The sequence below is a fragment of the Bradyrhizobium sp. USDA3010 genome (genome assembly GCF_056429065.1).
Map to the genome: position 1 here is coordinate 47,405 of NZ_JBWJZD010000029.1, position 15,730 is coordinate 63,134.

Here is a 15,730-nt window from a genome sequence, read left to right on the forward strand (position 1 = left end):
GACGATCAGCCTAATCCCATCGCGCATTAGCGGCGCGGGTGAGGCGGGGCTATACTGCCCGCCTCAGCGATGGAGTTCCGGATTGAGTGTTGCCTTCACCAAGGAAGAAAGTGCCGAGACCGCGTCCGAAACGCTGTTGCCGGACCGCCCCATATCGCCACATCCCAATCTGGTGACCGAAGCAGGACGCAAGGCGCTGGAGCGCCAGCTCCAGGAGGCACGCGAGGCCTATGAGACGGCGCAGCAGCTGGACGACGTCAACGAACGGCGGCGGCAGTCGGCGGTTCCGTTGCGCGACACACGCTATCTCACGGAACGGCTCCGCACCGCGCAGGTCGTCCCCGATCCTGTGTCGACCGAAGCCGTTGCCTTCGGCAGCACCGTGACGTTCAGACGCGCCGACGGCCGCGTGCAGACCTATCGCATTGTCGGCGAGGATGAGGCCGATCCAAAGGCCGGCTCGATCTCCTTCGTGTCGCCGGTGGCGAGGCAGCTGATGGGGAAAGCCGTGGGCGACGTCGTCGGGTCGGGCGCCCAGGAGCTGGAGATCGTGGCGATCACCTAACGGATCGCAGATCCCCATCACGCCGCCGGCAGGGCAAGCCGCTCGATCGTTTGAATATGCCGCGCGAGCAGGCTGCAGGCTTGCTCGATGTTGCGGGCGCGCAGCGCCTGCAGGATCACGCGATGATCCTGGCTCGGCCGCGGCCGCCAGCCGGCGTTGCGCGCCATCGCGAACACCAGTCGTGAGTTCGCAAGTTGCAGGCCGTCGAGGCTGGCGAGCAGACGCGGCATCGCGCAGGGCGCCACCAGCGCATGATGGAAGGCGCGATTGGCCAGTTCGAAATCCTGAACCGTCTCGGCATTGTCGCCTTCGATCAACGCGACCTCGATCCGCGCCAGATGGGCGGACGTGAATTTCGGCGCCGCATTGCGCAGCGCGACCACCTCGAGCGCGGCGCGCATCTCGGCGATCTCCTTCACCGACTTGGTGTCGAGCGGCGCAACCCGCACCCCGCGCCGGGGCACGGCAACGACGAGATGCTGCGCCTCCAATTGCCTGAAGGCCTCGCGCACCGGGACGTGGCTGGAATGAAATTCCCGCGCGACATGGTCCTGTCGGAGCGGAGCATCCGGTGGCAAGGCGCCGCTGATGATGCGCTCGCCGATCTCCTCGGCAATGCGTCCGGCAGTCGTCGTGTTCTCGCCCTCGCTGGTCATAGATTATCTATCATAAAAACGGATGCGCTCCCGATCTGGCTCGGCTAGCATCATTCTAAGTCCAGTATCATAGATAATATACAGAATTATCTATGATTTACACAAGCAAGAGGCAAGCCTATGGTTGATGTCGTTGAGATCGAACGGACCGACAGAAGCAGCAACGCACCGCTCCACAAGCACTGGGAGCGTGCCGAAGCCGAGGCGCTCTACAACCTGCCGTTCGCGGACCTGATGTTTCAGGCGCAGGGCATCCACCGCGCCAATTTCAATCCGAACCATGTCGAAACCGCGAGCCTGCTCAGCATCAAGACCGGCGGCTGTCCGGAAGATTGCGGCTATTGCTCCCAGAGCGCGCATTACGACACCGGCCTGAAGGCCACCCGCCTGATGCCGCGGGACGAGGTGGTCGCGGTCGCGCAGCGCGCCAAGGACGCCGGCGCAACCCGTTTCTGCATGGCCGCGGCCTGGCGCAGTCCCAAGGACCGCGATCTGGATCAGGTCTGCGACATGGTCAGCGCGGTGAAGGGGCTCGGCATGGAAACCTGCGTCACGCTCGGCATGCTGACGCCGGACCAGGCCGAACGCCTTTCCGACGCCGGGCTCGATTTCTACAACCACAACGTCGATACTTCGCCCGAGTTCTACGACAAGATCATCACCACCCGCACCTTGCAGGATCGCATCGATACGCTCGCGCATGTGCGCGACGCCGGCATCAAGGTCTGCTGCGGCGGCATTATCGGCATGGGCGAGCAGGTCGAGGACCGGCTCGGCATGCTGATGCTGCTCGCCAATCTCCCCAGCCATCCGGAGAGCGTGCCGATCAATCTGTGGAACGAGGTCAAGGGCGTGCCGGTCAACGACACCGCCGAGCGGCCCGATCCGATCGCGCTGGTGCGGCTGGTTGCGACCGCGCGGATCATGATGCCGAAGAGCGTGGTGCGGTTGTCGGCCGGACGGCAATACATGACCGATGAACTGCAGGCGATGTGCTTCCTCGCCGGCGCGAACTCGATCTTCATCGGCGATGTGCTGCTGACCACCAAGAACCCGCAGCGCGATCGCGACGCCGATCTGCTCGACCGGCTCGGCATCACATCCCGTCTCGACTGACCGCAACCTCCGGCACGCGCGCGGCGTCATTCGCCGCGCGACCAACCACCATCCTGAGAGTAAAGCATGAGCGCAATCCATGCGGCGAAGGCCGCTGATTACGCCGCGGCCTTGCACGCCCTGAGCGAGGACGATCGGCTGCGCGGTCTCAAGCCGCGCGCGGGCATCGATTTCGTATCGAACGACTATCTGGCGCTCGCGAGCGCGCCACGCATCAAGCAGGCCGTGTCGGCCGCGCTCGAGGCCGGCACGCCGGTCGGCGCCGGCGGGTCGCGGCTGTTGCGCGGCAATTGCGAGGAGCACGAAAGGCTGGAGGCCGAGGCCGCCGCGTTCTTCCGCGCCGAGACCGCGCTGTTCTTCGGCGGTGGTTATGTCGCCAACTTTGCCGTGCTGACGACGCTGCCGCAGCGCGGCGATCTGCTCGTTCTCGATTCGCTGGTGCACGCCAGCATCCACGAAGGCGCGCGGGCAGGCCGGGCCGCGTTCCGGTTCAGCGCGCACAACGACCCCGGGTCGGTCGAGGACACCATTCGCGACTGGCGCGCCGAGGGCGGAACGGGCCGGGTCTGGATCGTGGTCGAAAGCGTCTACAGCATGGACGGCGATGTCGCGCCGCTCGACGATCTCGTCGCCATCGCCGAGCGACACGACGCGTTCCTGATGGTGGACGAGGCGCACGGCACCGGCGTCTACGGCGAACAGGGGCGGGGGCTGACGGCGCCCTATGAAGGGCGCGAGAATCTCGTGATCGTGCATACCTGCGGCAAGGCGCTGGGCGCCGCCGGCGCATTGGTCACGGCCTCGACCGTGCTGCGCGACTTCATGGTCAATCGCTGCCGCCCGTTCATCTTCGCCACCGCGCCGTCACCGCTTGTGGCCGTCGCCGTGTGTGAAGCACTGCTGATCCTGCGAGAGGAGCCCGAGCGCCAGCAGCGCCTCGCAGAACTGGTCGCGTTCACGCATCGCGAGCTCGATCGGCGCGGCTTGCGCAGTCCGTCGCGCTCGCAGATCGTGCCCCATATCGTCGGCGACAATGCGCGCGCGATGCAGCTCGCCTCAGTGCTGCAGGCGCGCGGCTTCGACGTCAGAGGCATCCGCCCGCCGACCGTGCCGGCGGGCACCGCGCGGTTGCGCATTGCCTTGACCCTCAATGTCGACGAGGGCGATGTGCGCGCGCTGCTCGATGCGCTTGTCGAGGAGACGAAAGGCTGGTCGCGATGATCAGCCGGATCGTGGTGACCGGCACCGATACCGGGATTGGGAAGACGGTCTTCTCCGCGGGTCTCACCGGCTTCCTCGGCGCGAGCTACTGGAAGCCGGTTCAGTCCGGCCTTGAGGAAGAGACCGATGCACAACTGGTGGCGCGGCTTGCAGGTCTTGCGGCCGATCGCATCGTGCCGGAGCGTTACCGGCTTCGCACGCCGGCTTCGCCGCATCAGTCGGCCGCGATCGACGGCGTGCGAATCGATCCTGCCGCGCTCGATCTGCCCGACACGGGGGACCGGCCGCTGGTGATCGAGGGCGCCGGCGGGCTGATGGTGCCGCTGAATGGCGACATGCTCTTTATCGACATGTTCGAGCGGTGGCGGCTTCCGGTCGTGCTCTGCGCCCGCACCGCGCTCGGCACCATCAATCACTCGCTGTTGTCGGTCGAGGCGCTGCGCAAGCGCAACATCGATGTTCTCGGGATCGCCTTCATCGGCGATAGCAATCCCGAGAGCGAGCGCGCTATCTGCGAGATCGGGCAAGTGCGCCGGCTGGGCCGCTTGCCCTGGCTGTCTCCGCTCGCGGCAGACACGCTGCAAACGGCTTTCCACGCCTCGTTCCGGCGCGACGATTTCAACTCATGATATCAGCGCAGAGATCGCCGATCTGGCACCCGTTCACCCAGCACGCGCTGCACGATCAGATGACAAGGATCGTGCGCGGGGAGGGTGCCTATCTCTACACCGCGGAGGGACGCCGGATCATCGATGCGATCGCATCCTGGTGGGTCGTGACCCACGGCCATTGCCATCCGCATATCGTGCGCGCGATCAAGAACCAGGCGGAACAGCTCAACCAGATCATCTTTGCCGGCCATACCCACGATCCGGCGGAAGAGGTTGCGGCGCAGCTCCTGAAACTGGCGCCGTGTGGCCTGGAATATGTGTTCTTCTCCGACTCAGGCTCGACCAGCGTGGAAGTGGCGCTGAAGATGGCGCTCGGCTATTGGCACAATATCGGCGTGCCGCGCACGCGGATCATCGTGATGCAGCACTCCTACCACGGCGACACCGTGGGGACGATGTCGGTCGGTGCGCGCGGCGTGTTCAACAAGGCCTACGAGCCGCTGCTGTTCGACGTCGCATCAATCCCGTTTCCGGCCGCCGGCCACGCGCAGGCGACACTCGATGCGCTCGAAGCCGCGTGCAGGACGGGAACCGCAGCCGCATTCATCGTCGAGCCGCTGATCCTGGGCGCGGGCGGGATGCTGATGTATCCGCCCTCGGTGCTGAAGGAAATGAAGCGCATCTGCGAGGCCTCCGATGTGCTGTTCATTGCTGACGAGGTGATGACCGGCTGGGGCCGCACCGGCACATTGTTCGCGTGCGAACAGGCCGACGTCACGCCGGACATCGCATGCTACTCGAAGGGCCTCACCGGCGGATCGCTGCCGCTCGCAGTGACGCTCTGCCGCGCCGGCATCTACGACGCGCATTATTCCATCGATCGCTCGCGAACCTTCTTCCATTCCAGTTCCTACACGGCGAACCCGGTCGCCTGCGCCGCCGCAAGGGCAAACCTCGAACTCTGGCAACACGGCGCGGGCGAGCGCACAGCCTCGCTCGCCGCGATGCAGCAGCGCCTGATCGCACCATTCCGCGCCGACGCACGCTTCGAGAACGTCCGCCGCACCGGGACCATCACCGCACTTGACCTGAAGGCAAGCGATGTCGGCTATCTCGCAGGCATCGGCCCAAAACTTCAGGCCTTCTTCGCGCGTCGAAACCTGCTGCTGCGCCCGCTCGGCAACACGGTCTACGTCATGCCGCCCTACTGCGTGACGGAGGCTGATCTCGTTGAGATTTATGCCGCGATCGCGGACGCAGCCGAGGAGCTGGCCTGAGGGTACGCCTTGCGCTCCTGAAATCCCGTGACTAACGATTTGCATCGCGTGCCGTTCTGCACGCGATGGGTTCTCATACGAAATCGGCGTGCCGTTGCGGGCACGCCGATAGGCTGGATCACGCGTGCTTGTGTGGCGCTGGCCTCGCTGCAGGATGCTGCGGCCGCGGCGCGGGACGAGGCCGCGGAGCCGGCCGCGACACATGCGGTGCTGCGGGCCGGGGCGGCGGCCGGTGCACAGCCGCCTGCGCGACGCGCGGCGCCGGCGCATGCACGGCTGGCGCTGCGACGTGTTGTGCCTGAGCGGGATGGTTGACGGCGACAGGTGGAGCGTGTCCCGTCGGCAGCGCGTGTGCAGCCGGCGAAGCGCTTGCCGCCGGCAAGGCGTGTCCCGTTGTCGACGCATGTGCCGGCGGTAGCGCGTTTCCGGTGGGCAAGGCGTGTCCTGTCGTCGTTGTCTGTGCCGGCGGCAGCGCGTTTCCGGCCGGCAGGGCGTGCCCCGTCGGCGATGCGTGTGCAGCCGGCAGAGCGTTTCCGCTCGGCAGAGCGTGTCCCGGCGGCAGGGCATTTCCTGTCGGCAGAGCGTGGCCTGCGGTGGACTGCGCATGGTGAGGCGGCGGCGCCGCGATTGGCTTGCCCGAGTGCGCGGCGATCACGCCGGCGCCGCTGAACCGTGCCGCGTGCGCGGTCGCGGCGATCGCCGGATGACCGTGGTTGTTGGCGAGCGTCAGCGCCGGATCCTTCATCGCTGCTTCCGCGTGCCGCGTTTGCTCGGCGGTCGCAGCCACGTGGCGCTCGTTCGCGGCGGCGAGCTGTTGCGGTGTCGGCCGCACCGTGGTTCCGCCGGTGCCGCCGTTGTAGCTGACGTTGGTCGTGTTGTTGATGACGGTCTTGTTGTAGACGTTGGTGATCGAGACATTCGAGATGTTGTTGACAGAGCTGTTGTAGAAGAAGTTGCCGCCGCGCCAGTAGCCGCCCTCATAGCCGATGCCGGTGTAGCCGAAGCCATAAGAGATGCCGCCGTAGAAGCCGACGGTCGCTCCCCAATAACCGGCGTGGAACGCGTAGACGCCATCGTTCCAGCCCCAATAGCCGGGTGTCCAGAGCAGTTCAGGCGCGGGCGGCAGCACCCATGTGCCGGGAACCCAGTAGTAACCGATATCGTCGCTCCACGCCCAATAGCCGGGAGTCCAGATGTAGCCGTCGCCTGGGATCGGCGGCTGCTCGTAGACAGGCAGTGGCGGCGGTGCTGCATCGACGCTGATGCCGATGCCTATGGCGAGCTGCGCGCGCGCAGCGTGAGGTGGGGAGAGACAGCACAGGCTGAGAGCTAAGGCGAAAGGCAGTCCGGCGATGCGGCGCATGGCACATACTCCAATCTTCTTCCCCCAGCGTTGGAATCGAATAGTGGCGCCGACATGAACCCGTTGTGAATGTTTGTGCTGACACAGTGATTTCGAGATCGCGCGACGATGGGATCGTTAACGACGGCGAGTGCACGTCAGCTCGGTGTCAGGATGGAACGCGATCGTGCCGCCCGTGTCAGCTTCATCACTGCGCCAAATAGTCGAATTTTCGATTTGAATTGGACGACGCCCCCCTGCGCGTCATCAATCGGTGATCGGAGCATCCGGCTCGCACAAGGCCGGGCAGGGAGGTTTGGAATGGCGCGATCCGCCGACATCGACATCAACGCGGGCGCGCGCCTCGACAGGCTGCCGATCTGCGGATTCCACTGGCGCATCCTGGCACTGATCGGCGCCGGCATGTTCCTCGATGCATTCGACATCTATCTCGCCGGCGGCGTGCTGGGCGCGGTGCTCAAGGAAGGCTGGTCGACGCTCGAGCTCAACGCGGCATTCGTCTCCGCGACCTTTGTCGGCATGACGATCGGGGCGTGGTTCTCCGGCATCCTCGGCGATCGCTTCGGCCGCCGCTTCTCCTACCAGATGAACCTCGCGATCTTCGGCCTCGCGTCGATCGCGGCGGCCTTCGCGCCGAGCATGACGGTTCTGATCGGCCTCCGTTTCATCATCGGCATCGGCCTCGGCGCCGAGATCGTGGTCGGCTACGCGACCTTGACCGAGTTCGTGCCGGCGGCCTCGCGTGGCCGTTGGATCGGGCTGCTCGCCGTGATCACCAACTTCTCGCTGTTCGCGTCATCCATGATCGGCCTGTGGGTGATCCCGACGCTTGGTTGGCGCTACATGTTCGCCCTCGTCGGCCTCCTCGCGATGATCGTCTGGTTCTTGCGCAAGTCGATGCCGGAATCGCCGCGCTGGCTGGCCGCCAACGGCCGCGCCGATGAAGCCGAGAAGATTCTGTCCGCGATCGAAGCGGAGGCCGCGCGCAAGGCAACGCTGACTCCCGTCGCGGCCAGCGCGCCGGCACAGGAACCGCCCGGCGCGATCTGGCGCCTGTTCCAGCCGCCATATCTCGCGCGCACGCTGCTCGGCAGCCTGCTGCACATCGTCGTCGGCTTCAGTCTCTACGGGTTCATCGGCTGGCTGCCGACCTTCATGGTCAAGGGCGGCCACAGCGTGGTCTCCTCGCTGGGCTACACCACCGTGATGGCGCTGGGCGGGCCGGTCGGATCGCTGATCGGGCTCGTGCTGGCGGACCGGCTCGGACGCAGGCTCTCGATCGTTTGCTCGTCGATTGCGGCTGCGGCGCTCGGCATTGCCTATCCATACATGCCGGACGGTGTCGCGCTCGCGGGCATCGGCTTCCTGCTGATCACCTCGATCTATGTCATGCTGGCGACCGGGTTCGCGATGCACGTCCCCGAGCTATTCCCGACGCGCTACCGGCTCCGCGGCACGGCGATCTGCGCCACGTCCGGACGCATCGCGACCGCGCTGGTCCAGTACGTCGTGGTCGCGATCTTCGCCTGGCAAGGCTTGGCCGGCGTGCTGACGACGCTGGCCGGCATCCTCGTGTTCCAGGCCGTGGTGTTTCTCGTGTTCGGATTCGAAACCAAGGGACGCTCGCTGGAGGACGCGTCGGCCGTCACGGAAGCCGAGGCAGGAAGCGAGCCGTCCATCGCGCGGAGGCCGGCGGACATCGGCGCCTAGCTCAGATCGGAGCACGCCGCCCTGAGCCGATCGCGGAGCCAGCCGTTGGCATTGCTCTGGTCGTATCTGCGATGCCAGTACAGCATCCAGTCGAAGGGCGCGGATTCGAACGGCAGTTCTTCCATCCGCAGACCGTCGTCCATCAGCACGGCGGCGAGATGTCTCGGCATCACCGCGAGCAGATCGGTGCTCTTCAAGACATGAGGCACGACCAGCCAATGCGGCACGTTCAGTGCGATGCGTCTCCGATGGCCGCGTTCGGCGAGCACGTCGTCGACGAAGCGAAGATCGGTCGGGCTCATCGAGACCTTCATATGCTCCTGCGCAATGAAGCGCTCGAAGGTCAGCCGCCCGCGCTTGATCTGGTGACCGCTCCGCATCAGGCAAATCATCCGGTCGCGCAGCAGCGTCTCGGAACGGATCGATGCGGAATGCTCGAGCCCCATGCTGACCGCGACGTCGATCTCGTCCCGCTCGAGCGCATCGATCGTCAAGGCGGGCGGCAGATGGATCGTGTTGTAGGAGATCCGCGCATCTGGTGGCCGCGCCGCGGCGAGTCGCGGCAGCAGCAAGCAGGCGAGGATGTCCGACATTCTGATCGTGAAGGTGCGTTCGGTCCGGGCTGGATCGAAGCCGGCGTCGCTCGCCATCACCCGCTCGACCTGGCGCAGCACCTGGCGCAGCGGCTCCGCCAGTTCGGTGGCGCGGGGCGTGGGCTTCATCCCGCTCGTCGTCCGCACCAGGAGTTCGTCCTCGAACATCGCGCGCAACCGGTTGAGCGCGTTGCTCATCGCAGGTTGACTGAGGCCGACGCGGTCGGCCGCCTTGGTGACATGACGCTCGGTCAGCAGTGCGTCCAACGCGACGAGCAGATTGAGGTCGATGGATCGGAGGTTCATGCCATCATTCATATCGTGAATAGTGAGAGATCACAAATCCATTTCATCTATGGCGATGCGGCGCGTATCCAATCGATCTGAACCAAGGAGGCCCCAATGAATTCCGAGACGATCAAACGCGAAGTGAAGATCTGCATGTTCGATCAGTACGGCACCGTCGTCGACATGCAGGGCGGCCTGACCAGGATCGCGGCGCCATTCCTTCAGAAGAAGGGCTGGAAAGGCGATGCGAATTCCTTCGTCACATGGTGGCGCCGCACGCATTTCGAGAACTCGATGATCGATGCGCTGCTGCATCGCGAGCACACGCCCTATCGCGAGATCGGGCATCGCGCGGTGTCGCACGTGATGGACCGCGCCAAGATCGACTACACGATGGACGAGGTACGTTATCTCGTCGGCGAGATCGAGAAGCTGGCGCCGTTTCCGGAAGTGCCGGAAGCGCTCGCGCGGCTGCAAGCCAAGTACAAACTGGTGGTGCTCTCGAACGGCGATCCGGACATGCTCGAGACCGCGAAGCAGTACCACAAGGTCCCGTTCGATCGCGTGATCTCGGTGGCCGAGGCCAATTCGTTCAAGCCGCACGTCGCGACCTATACCAAAGCAGCCGAGATCATGGGCGTGAAGCCGGCCGAGGTGCTGTTCGTGGCCAATCATGCCTTCGACTGCATCGGCGCCAAGTCCGCCGGCATGCGAACGGCCTTCATCGACCGGCGCAGCCGCCCGTTCGGCATCACGCCGCACCAGCCCGATATCCTGGTGCCGTCGATGAAGGACCTCGCCGATGCGATCGTCTGATCGCGAGCCGCTGTCGGGCATCAGGGTCCTCGACCTCTGCCGGGTGGTCTCCGGCCCCTTTGCCACGATGCATCTCGGCGATCTCGGCGCCGACATCGTCAAGATCGAGGATCCGCGGCAAGGCGACGAAAGCCGCCGCTACGGGCCGCCATTCATCGGCGGCGAGAGCGCGTATTTCCTGTCGGTGAACCGCAACAAGCGCAGTTGCGCCATCGATTTGAAATCGCCGGCGGGCCGCGACGCGGTGCTCGATCTTGCATCCGCCGCCGACGTCGTGATCGAGAATTTTCGCCCGGGTACCCTCGACAAATGGGGGCTCGGCTTCGACGCGCTGCGTGCCCGCAAGCCGGACATCATCCTGTGCAGCATCTCGGGGTTCGGCCGCACCGGTGCGGACGCCTTGCGCCCCGGCTACGATCTGATCCTGCAGGGCGAATCCGGCGTGATGGACATCACCGGTGATCCGATCGGGCCGCCGACCAAGGTCGGCACCTCGATCGCCGATCTCGTCACCGGCCTGTATGCGTCGCATTCGGTGCTCGCCGCCCTGATGCGGAAGAACCGGACGGGCGAAGGTGGGCGGGTCGACGTCTCCATGCTCGACGCCATGGCATCGCTGCTGACATTCAACGCCGGCATATATTTCGCCTCAGGACAAAGCCCGAGGCGCCGGGGCAACGTCCATCCAACCATCAGCCCGTACGAGCCGTTCGAGGCGAGCGACGGCTGGATCAATGTCGGGGTCGCGAACGACAAGTTCTGGGCGGCCTTTTGCGATGTCATCGGCCGTCCGGAGCTGCGCGACGACGTGCGTTTCGAAACTGCCCCGAAGCGCGCGGCGAGCCGCAACGAGCTCGTCGCGATCCTCGCCCCCATCTTCGCCGGCAGGAGGCGCGCCGATTGGCTGCAGGCGCTCGCCGTGGCCGGCATTCCGTGCGGCGCGATCAAGTCGGTCGGCGAGGTCTGCGAGACGCCGCAACTCACGCAGCGCGGAATGGTCCAGACCGTCCGCCATCCGGCCGCAGGAGATGTGAGGTTCATCGCCCGGCCGACGCGGTTCGGCGACGAACCGCCGGCACCTTCCACGCCACCGCCAATGCTCGGCGAGCACACGCGCGAGGTGCTTGCGGAATGGCGCGGCTGGACCGACGATCGGCTCGAGAGATTCGCGGTCGAAGGCGCGTTCGGAGACTTTGGACGGAGCTTCGTGCGATCGCCCATTTGAGTCGTCATGTGAGTGTCGTCATGAGAGATATCGCCGAGCAGATGATGCGTCGCGCCGTCGCGGACGAGCGGCAGGAGTTCGGGTCGTTCTTCCTGTCGCGCTTCTTTGGCCTGGAGATCGCCTACCAGGGCGAGGCGTGCGTCGTCTCCTTCGATGTCGTGACGCCGCTGTTCAACCCGCAAGGCACGCTGCACGGCGGGGTCCTTGCGACCGCGCTCGATATCTCGATGGGACATCTCGTCAATCACGTCGCGGGTGCCGGCACCACGCTCGAGATGAAGGTGCAATATCTCGCCGCGGTCCGCGATGGGCGGGTGACCTGTCACGCGACCTTCCTGAAGCGCGGCCGGAAGACCTTCTTCGTGCAATCCCAGGCATCCGCTGCGTCCGGCGAGCCGATCGCCCATGCCACGTCGACCTGGCAACTGCTGAGCCGAGGCTGAGAAGCGCGGCCGGTTCGCGTCGGCCGTTGTCTCGCTGCCAAAACTGTGAGTTTCGCGGCGGAGCGGACCCCTGACGCGAATCTCCGATCTCGTGAAAGCACGACCTCCTGAGGCCCCGTTCCTTCACGAAACGGTCACGAGCATTGCCAGGATCGTGATCCGGTCTCATACTCTGAAGCTGGAAGCGCGTCTCCACGGCGCGGCCGGCGCGGCCGGCGCGAAGATGCGAGAGGCGATACCTCAAAAGCGGAAAGACGGCGATGCGGCCTCATCTCGCATTTGCCCTTGTATCGATGGCGGCGCTGCTCGTTGATCCGATTGCCGCCATGTCGCAGGACATGCTGCGCAGCGTCGACCTCGACAGTCCCGAGATGACGACGTCGGAGATGACGCGCGCCGAGGTCGACGCGCTCCTCAAGGCCGCGCCTCAAGGGGACCGACGCACTGTAGATTTGGAGGGAAAGCGGCTGTCGCACCTCGATCTCTCGGGCCTCGACTTCTCCGGTGGCAACCTTCATCTCGTCAAGCTCAACCGAACCAATCTGAAAGCCGCGCGCTTCGATCGGGCCATACTGAACCAGGCTTGGCTCATCGACGCAGATCTGACGGGGGCGTCCCTCGTCAAGGCATCGCTGCTCGGCACGCAGATGCAGCGCGCCAAGCTTGGCGGCGCCGATTTGAGCGGCGCTCGCATCACCGCCGATCTATCCGGTGCCGGCCTGATCGGGGCCAAACTCGCGGGCGCGGATTTGGGCGCCGATATGCGCAACCAATCGATGGGGCTGATGCGTGGCGTGCTCAAATCCGCCGATCTCCGGAATGCGGATCTGAGCGGCGCCAATCTCGCGCGCACCGATCTTGAATTCGCGCAGTTGCAGAACGCCAATTTGGCGAACTGCAACCTCAGCAAGGCTGACCTTGCGGGAGCCGATCTATCGGGCGCCAATCTCGCCGGCGCCGATTTCACCGAGACCGACCTCGCGTCGGCCCTCTTGCCGAGCGCGGCCGCGCTGGCAGAGGCCCGCAATCTGGACAAGGCCCGGAACTTGAACCTGGCGCGGCGCCCAAACTAGCGATCGAATTGCAGTGTCCTGCAGCAAGGCTTATATTTTGCGTTGAGAACCACGCAGCCGCCCATCGTGCGGCGGGCAGGGACCACGGTGGATGGTTGCATGTCGCACCGGAGGTGATGCCATGACCATTTCTCCCACACTGCACAAATATCTCGCAGCGGAAAACATCGCGTACGACGAAATCCCGCATGTGCTGACGATGTCGTCAGCTTTGACCGCCCAGGCATGTCACGTCCCGGGTGATCGCCTGGCCAAGGCCATTGTGTTGCGCCGCAATGGCGGCTACTTGCTCGCCGTGCTGCCGGCATCGCATCATCTCAGGCTGGCGGATCTGAGGGCGAGCTTCGGCGACGATATCGCCATGGCCGCTGAAAGCGAAATCGATCGGCTGTTCGCGGACTGTGCGCATGGGGCGGTTCCCGCCGCCGGCATCTGCTACGGGCTCGACGTTATTGTTGATGACAGCATCCAGATGCAGCCCGAGATCTATATCGAAGCCGGCGATCATGAGACGTTGCTTCATCTCGGTCGTGCGCAATTCGCGCGCTTGACCGCCGGTTCCCTGCACGGCCGCTTCAGTACGCACGATTGAGGGCATGATAGCCGGACCACCTGTCGCTGCGCCTTGACCAGAGCGCAGCACGCACGCATGCGGTCACGCCCGATCTGCTGTATAGTTGCAATCGAGGGGGCTGCTGCCTTGCAAGGGAGGTCCTCCATGAAGGTCAAGGATGTGATGCACAAGGGCGTCGATTGGGTCAGCCCCGATACCCCGATCACTGAAATCGCGAAATTGATGCAAGGGCACGACGTCGGCTGCATTCCGGTCGGGCAAGACGATCGTCTGATCGGGATGGTGACGGATCGCGACCTCGTCTGCAAAGGTCTTGCGAGCAAGAGCTTCAACTCTGCGCGCACCACAGCGCGCGATGTGATGACCGAAGGCATCCACTGCTGCCGGGAAGACGACGATCTGGCGAAAGCGGTGCATCACATGGAGACGCTGAAGATCCGAAGGCTGCCTGTCATCAACAAGAGCAAACGGATGGTCGGCATGGTCAGCCTGGGGGATATCGGCCACTTTGCCGGTGCCGATCTCATGTCCCAATGCATGAAGAGCGTGTCGGCTCATCATTGAGGCGAGGCCGGTCTGCTGGAAACCGGCAGATCGGCCGGCACCATGGCCGGACATCGAAGCGGACAAAAAATCGAAGTGGCGCATCCGACACGATTCGAACGTGTGACCTTTGCCTTCGGAGGGCAAAGGTGGGCAGATTACCCCTGCTTACCCGAAATCCCTTGGAATTGATTGCCCTCAGATGTAGGCTGGGAACAGCCTGATTTGGGGGCTACGGTCATTACCTGCGATTTCCCTCGTTTTCTGGCTCTTGCTTACCCGGCGCTTACCTGAGGGAAAATGCCCAAACTGACCAAAAGGACGGTCGACGCCGCCGAGACCAAGGGGCCCGACGTCTTCCTATGGGATGACGAACTTCCCGGGTTCGGCCTGCGGGTGAAGAAGAGCGGGGCCAAATCCTTCATTGTCCAGTACCGGAATGCTAATGGCCGGAGCCGCCGCCTTACCTTGGGCCGCTATGGTGTTCTGACGCCGGAAGAGGCTCGAAAGGACGCCAAGCTTGCCTTGGCGGACGTTGTGAGGGGCGCAGATCCTGTCGAGAGTAAGAAGCTCGCCCGTGGGGCAATGACAGTTGAGGAACTCTGCAGGGAATACCTGGACAAAGCCGAACGTGGCCTGATCCTCACTCGCCGCGGGGAAACGAAGAGTGAGACGACGCTGTACAGCGACAAGGGGCGCATCGAGCGTCACATCATCAAGCTGGTGGGAAAGAAAACCGTGAAGGGCTTCACGTCCACCGATGCCAAGGGTCTCCAGCGCGACATCATCGCTGGCAAGTCGGCTGCGGACGTGAAGACAAAAACTCGGGGCAGGGCAATTGTGAAAGGCGGAAAGGGTACTGCCGCCCGAACAATCGGCCTTCTCGGCGGGATATTCAGCTACGCGGTCGATGAAGGCTACCGGCCGGACAATCCGATCAAAGGCATCAGGCGGCCGAAGGATCAGACCCGGGAATGGCGGCTGGATGACGCAGGGTATCGCCGTCTGGGAAAGTGTCTCGCCGCGGCTGAGGCAAACGGCGAGCATTGGCAGCGTGTCCTCGCGAGCCGGACGTCCGCGATGACGGGCTGCCGGCTGGATGAGGTAGAGGGGCTGCTAAAGACCGAGGTCGATCCAGTCGGGATGGCTCTTCGTTTAGGAGACAGCAAGTCCGGCAAGAGCATCCGTCCAGTTGGGCCGGCCGTCATTGCAGTGCTGAAGACCGCCATAGCGAAATCCAAATCGAAGTATGTGTTTCCTGCCATCACGACCGGGGTCAAACACCACACTGGCTTGACGCGATGGTTGCAGAAGATGTCCGCGAAGGAAGTGCCAGGCATCACTAGCCACGGCCTGCGGCATTCCTTCAGTTCGACTGCCGAGGATCTTGGCTACACCCTACCAACGATCAAGGCGCTCATTGGTCATTCCAAGAAGGGGAATGTCACCATGGGCTATATTCACAAGATCGATTCGGCGCTCCTTGCAGCAGCCGATCGTATCGCCAGACATATCGATGATGTCATGTCAGGACGGAAATCGCAGAAAGTGGTTCAGCTCCGAAAGGCATAATCTATCGGCGCGGCTAGGGTAGCTCCCGAAAAGCTGGTCCGCACCAGCCTGCCGCGTCGTCACCATGCGGACGTGTCCTTGCGG

The 15,730-nt window shown here is 64.3% G+C and carries 16 protein-coding genes and 1 tRNA gene; 13 read left to right on the forward strand and 4 right to left on the reverse strand.

Features of this window, described 5'->3' with window-relative positions; all coding sequences use genetic code 11:
• Positions 1–82: 82 nt before the first annotated feature.
• Positions 83–565 carry a transcription elongation factor GreA gene (gene greA / locus AC066Y_RS32550; protein WP_478277444.1) on the forward strand — a complete coding sequence of 161 codons (483 nt, stop codon included), beginning with the start codon at positions 83–85 and terminating at the stop codon, positions 563–565.
• Positions 566–582: 17 nt separating this feature from the next.
• Here greA and AC066Y_RS32555 read toward each other — a convergent pair whose 3' ends face one another.
• A complete protein-coding gene (locus AC066Y_RS32555; protein ID WP_478277445.1) occupies positions 583–1,221 on the reverse strand; it encodes a GntR family transcriptional regulator in 639 nt (212 codons plus the stop codon).
• Positions 1,222–1,341: 120 nt separating this feature from the next.
• On the opposite strand from AC066Y_RS32555, the gene bioB reads away from it, so the two are divergent.
• The 4 genes from bioB to AC066Y_RS32575 all read left to right on the forward strand — a co-directional run bounded on the left by bioB (position 1,342) and on the right by AC066Y_RS32575 (position 5,446).
• Positions 1,342–2,337, forward strand: a complete 996-nt coding sequence (bioB, locus tag AC066Y_RS32560; RefSeq protein WP_478277446.1) for a biotin synthase BioB — start codon at positions 1,342–1,344, stop codon at positions 2,335–2,337.
• Positions 2,338–2,403: 66 nt separating this feature from the next.
• Entirely contained in the window at positions 2,404–3,558 is a 1,155-nt protein-coding gene (locus AC066Y_RS32565) for an 8-amino-7-oxononanoate synthase (RefSeq protein ID WP_478277447.1), read from the forward strand.
• A complete protein-coding gene (bioD, locus tag AC066Y_RS32570; protein ID WP_478277448.1) occupies positions 3,555–4,187 on the forward strand; it encodes a dethiobiotin synthase in 633 nt (210 codons plus the stop codon). Before AC066Y_RS32565 ends, bioD begins: the two co-directional genes overlap by 4 nt.
• Positions 4,184–5,446 (forward strand): adenosylmethionine--8-amino-7-oxononanoate transaminase, encoded by a 1,263-nt coding sequence (locus AC066Y_RS32575; protein ID WP_478277449.1) that lies wholly within the window; start codon positions 4,184–4,186, stop codon positions 5,444–5,446. The genes bioD and AC066Y_RS32575 overlap by 4 nt, the downstream gene beginning before the upstream one ends.
• A gap of 118 nt (positions 5,447–5,564) precedes the next feature.
• Here the strand turns inward: AC066Y_RS32575 and AC066Y_RS32580 are convergent, their stop codons facing one another.
• Complete coding sequence (locus AC066Y_RS32580) at positions 5,565–6,809, reverse strand: YXWGXW repeat-containing protein (RefSeq protein WP_478277450.1); 1,245 nt, start codon at positions 6,807–6,809, stop codon at positions 5,565–5,567.
• 300 nt (positions 6,810–7,109) lie between these two features.
• Here AC066Y_RS32580 and AC066Y_RS32585 point away from each other — a divergent pair, with 300 nt between their 5' ends.
• The gene (locus AC066Y_RS32585) at positions 7,110–8,519 is read left to right on the forward strand and encodes an MFS transporter (protein WP_478277451.1); all 1,410 of its coding nucleotides are present in this window, start codon (positions 7,110–7,112) and stop codon (positions 8,517–8,519) included.
• On the opposite strand, the gene AC066Y_RS32590 is transcribed toward AC066Y_RS32585, so the two are convergent.
• Complete coding sequence (locus tag AC066Y_RS32590; RefSeq protein WP_478277452.1) at positions 8,516–9,418, reverse strand: LysR family transcriptional regulator; 903 nt, start codon at positions 9,416–9,418, stop codon at positions 8,516–8,518. The genes AC066Y_RS32585 and AC066Y_RS32590 overlap by 4 nt on opposite strands.
• A 96-nt stretch (positions 9,419–9,514) precedes the next feature.
• Between AC066Y_RS32590 and AC066Y_RS32595 the strand changes: the two genes are divergently transcribed.
• From AC066Y_RS32595 to AC066Y_RS32620, 6 genes are all read left to right on the forward strand, one after another.
• On the forward strand, positions 9,515–10,216 hold the full coding sequence (locus AC066Y_RS32595; protein WP_478277453.1) for a haloacid dehalogenase type II: 702 nt from the start codon (positions 9,515–9,517) through the stop codon (positions 10,214–10,216).
• A complete protein-coding gene (locus AC066Y_RS32600; protein WP_478277454.1) occupies positions 10,203–11,441 on the forward strand; it encodes a CaiB/BaiF CoA transferase family protein in 1,239 nt (412 codons plus the stop codon). The genes AC066Y_RS32595 and AC066Y_RS32600 overlap by 14 nt, the downstream gene beginning before the upstream one ends.
• 20 nt (positions 11,442–11,461) lie before the next feature.
• Positions 11,462–11,884 carry a PaaI family thioesterase gene (locus tag AC066Y_RS32605; protein WP_478277455.1) on the forward strand — a complete coding sequence of 141 codons (423 nt, stop codon included), beginning with the start codon at positions 11,462–11,464 and terminating at the stop codon, positions 11,882–11,884.
• Positions 11,885–12,144: 260 nt separating this feature from the next.
• Entirely contained in the window at positions 12,145–12,957 is an 813-nt protein-coding gene (locus AC066Y_RS32610) for a pentapeptide repeat-containing protein (protein ID WP_478277456.1), read from the forward strand.
• A gap of 121 nt (positions 12,958–13,078) precedes the next feature.
• Positions 13,079–13,549, forward strand: a complete 471-nt coding sequence (locus AC066Y_RS32615; protein WP_342725267.1) for an aminoacyl-tRNA deacylase — start codon at positions 13,079–13,081, stop codon at positions 13,547–13,549.
• A gap of 126 nt (positions 13,550–13,675) precedes the next feature.
• The gene (locus AC066Y_RS32620) at positions 13,676–14,095 is read left to right on the forward strand and encodes a CBS domain-containing protein (RefSeq protein ID WP_092120432.1); all 420 of its coding nucleotides are present in this window, start codon (positions 13,676–13,678) and stop codon (positions 14,093–14,095) included.
• Positions 14,096–14,171: 76 nt separating this feature from the next.
• Here the strand turns inward: AC066Y_RS32620 and AC066Y_RS32625 are convergent.
• Positions 14,172–14,242: transfer RNA gene (locus tag AC066Y_RS32625), tRNA-Arg, on the reverse strand.
• 132 nt (positions 14,243–14,374) lie between these two features.
• On the opposite strand from AC066Y_RS32625, the gene AC066Y_RS32630 reads away from it, so the two are divergent.
• The gene (locus AC066Y_RS32630; protein ID WP_478277457.1) at positions 14,375–15,646 is read left to right on the forward strand and encodes a tyrosine-type recombinase/integrase; all 1,272 of its coding nucleotides are present in this window, start codon (positions 14,375–14,377) and stop codon (positions 15,644–15,646) included.
• Positions 15,647–15,730: the final 84 nt, after the last annotated feature.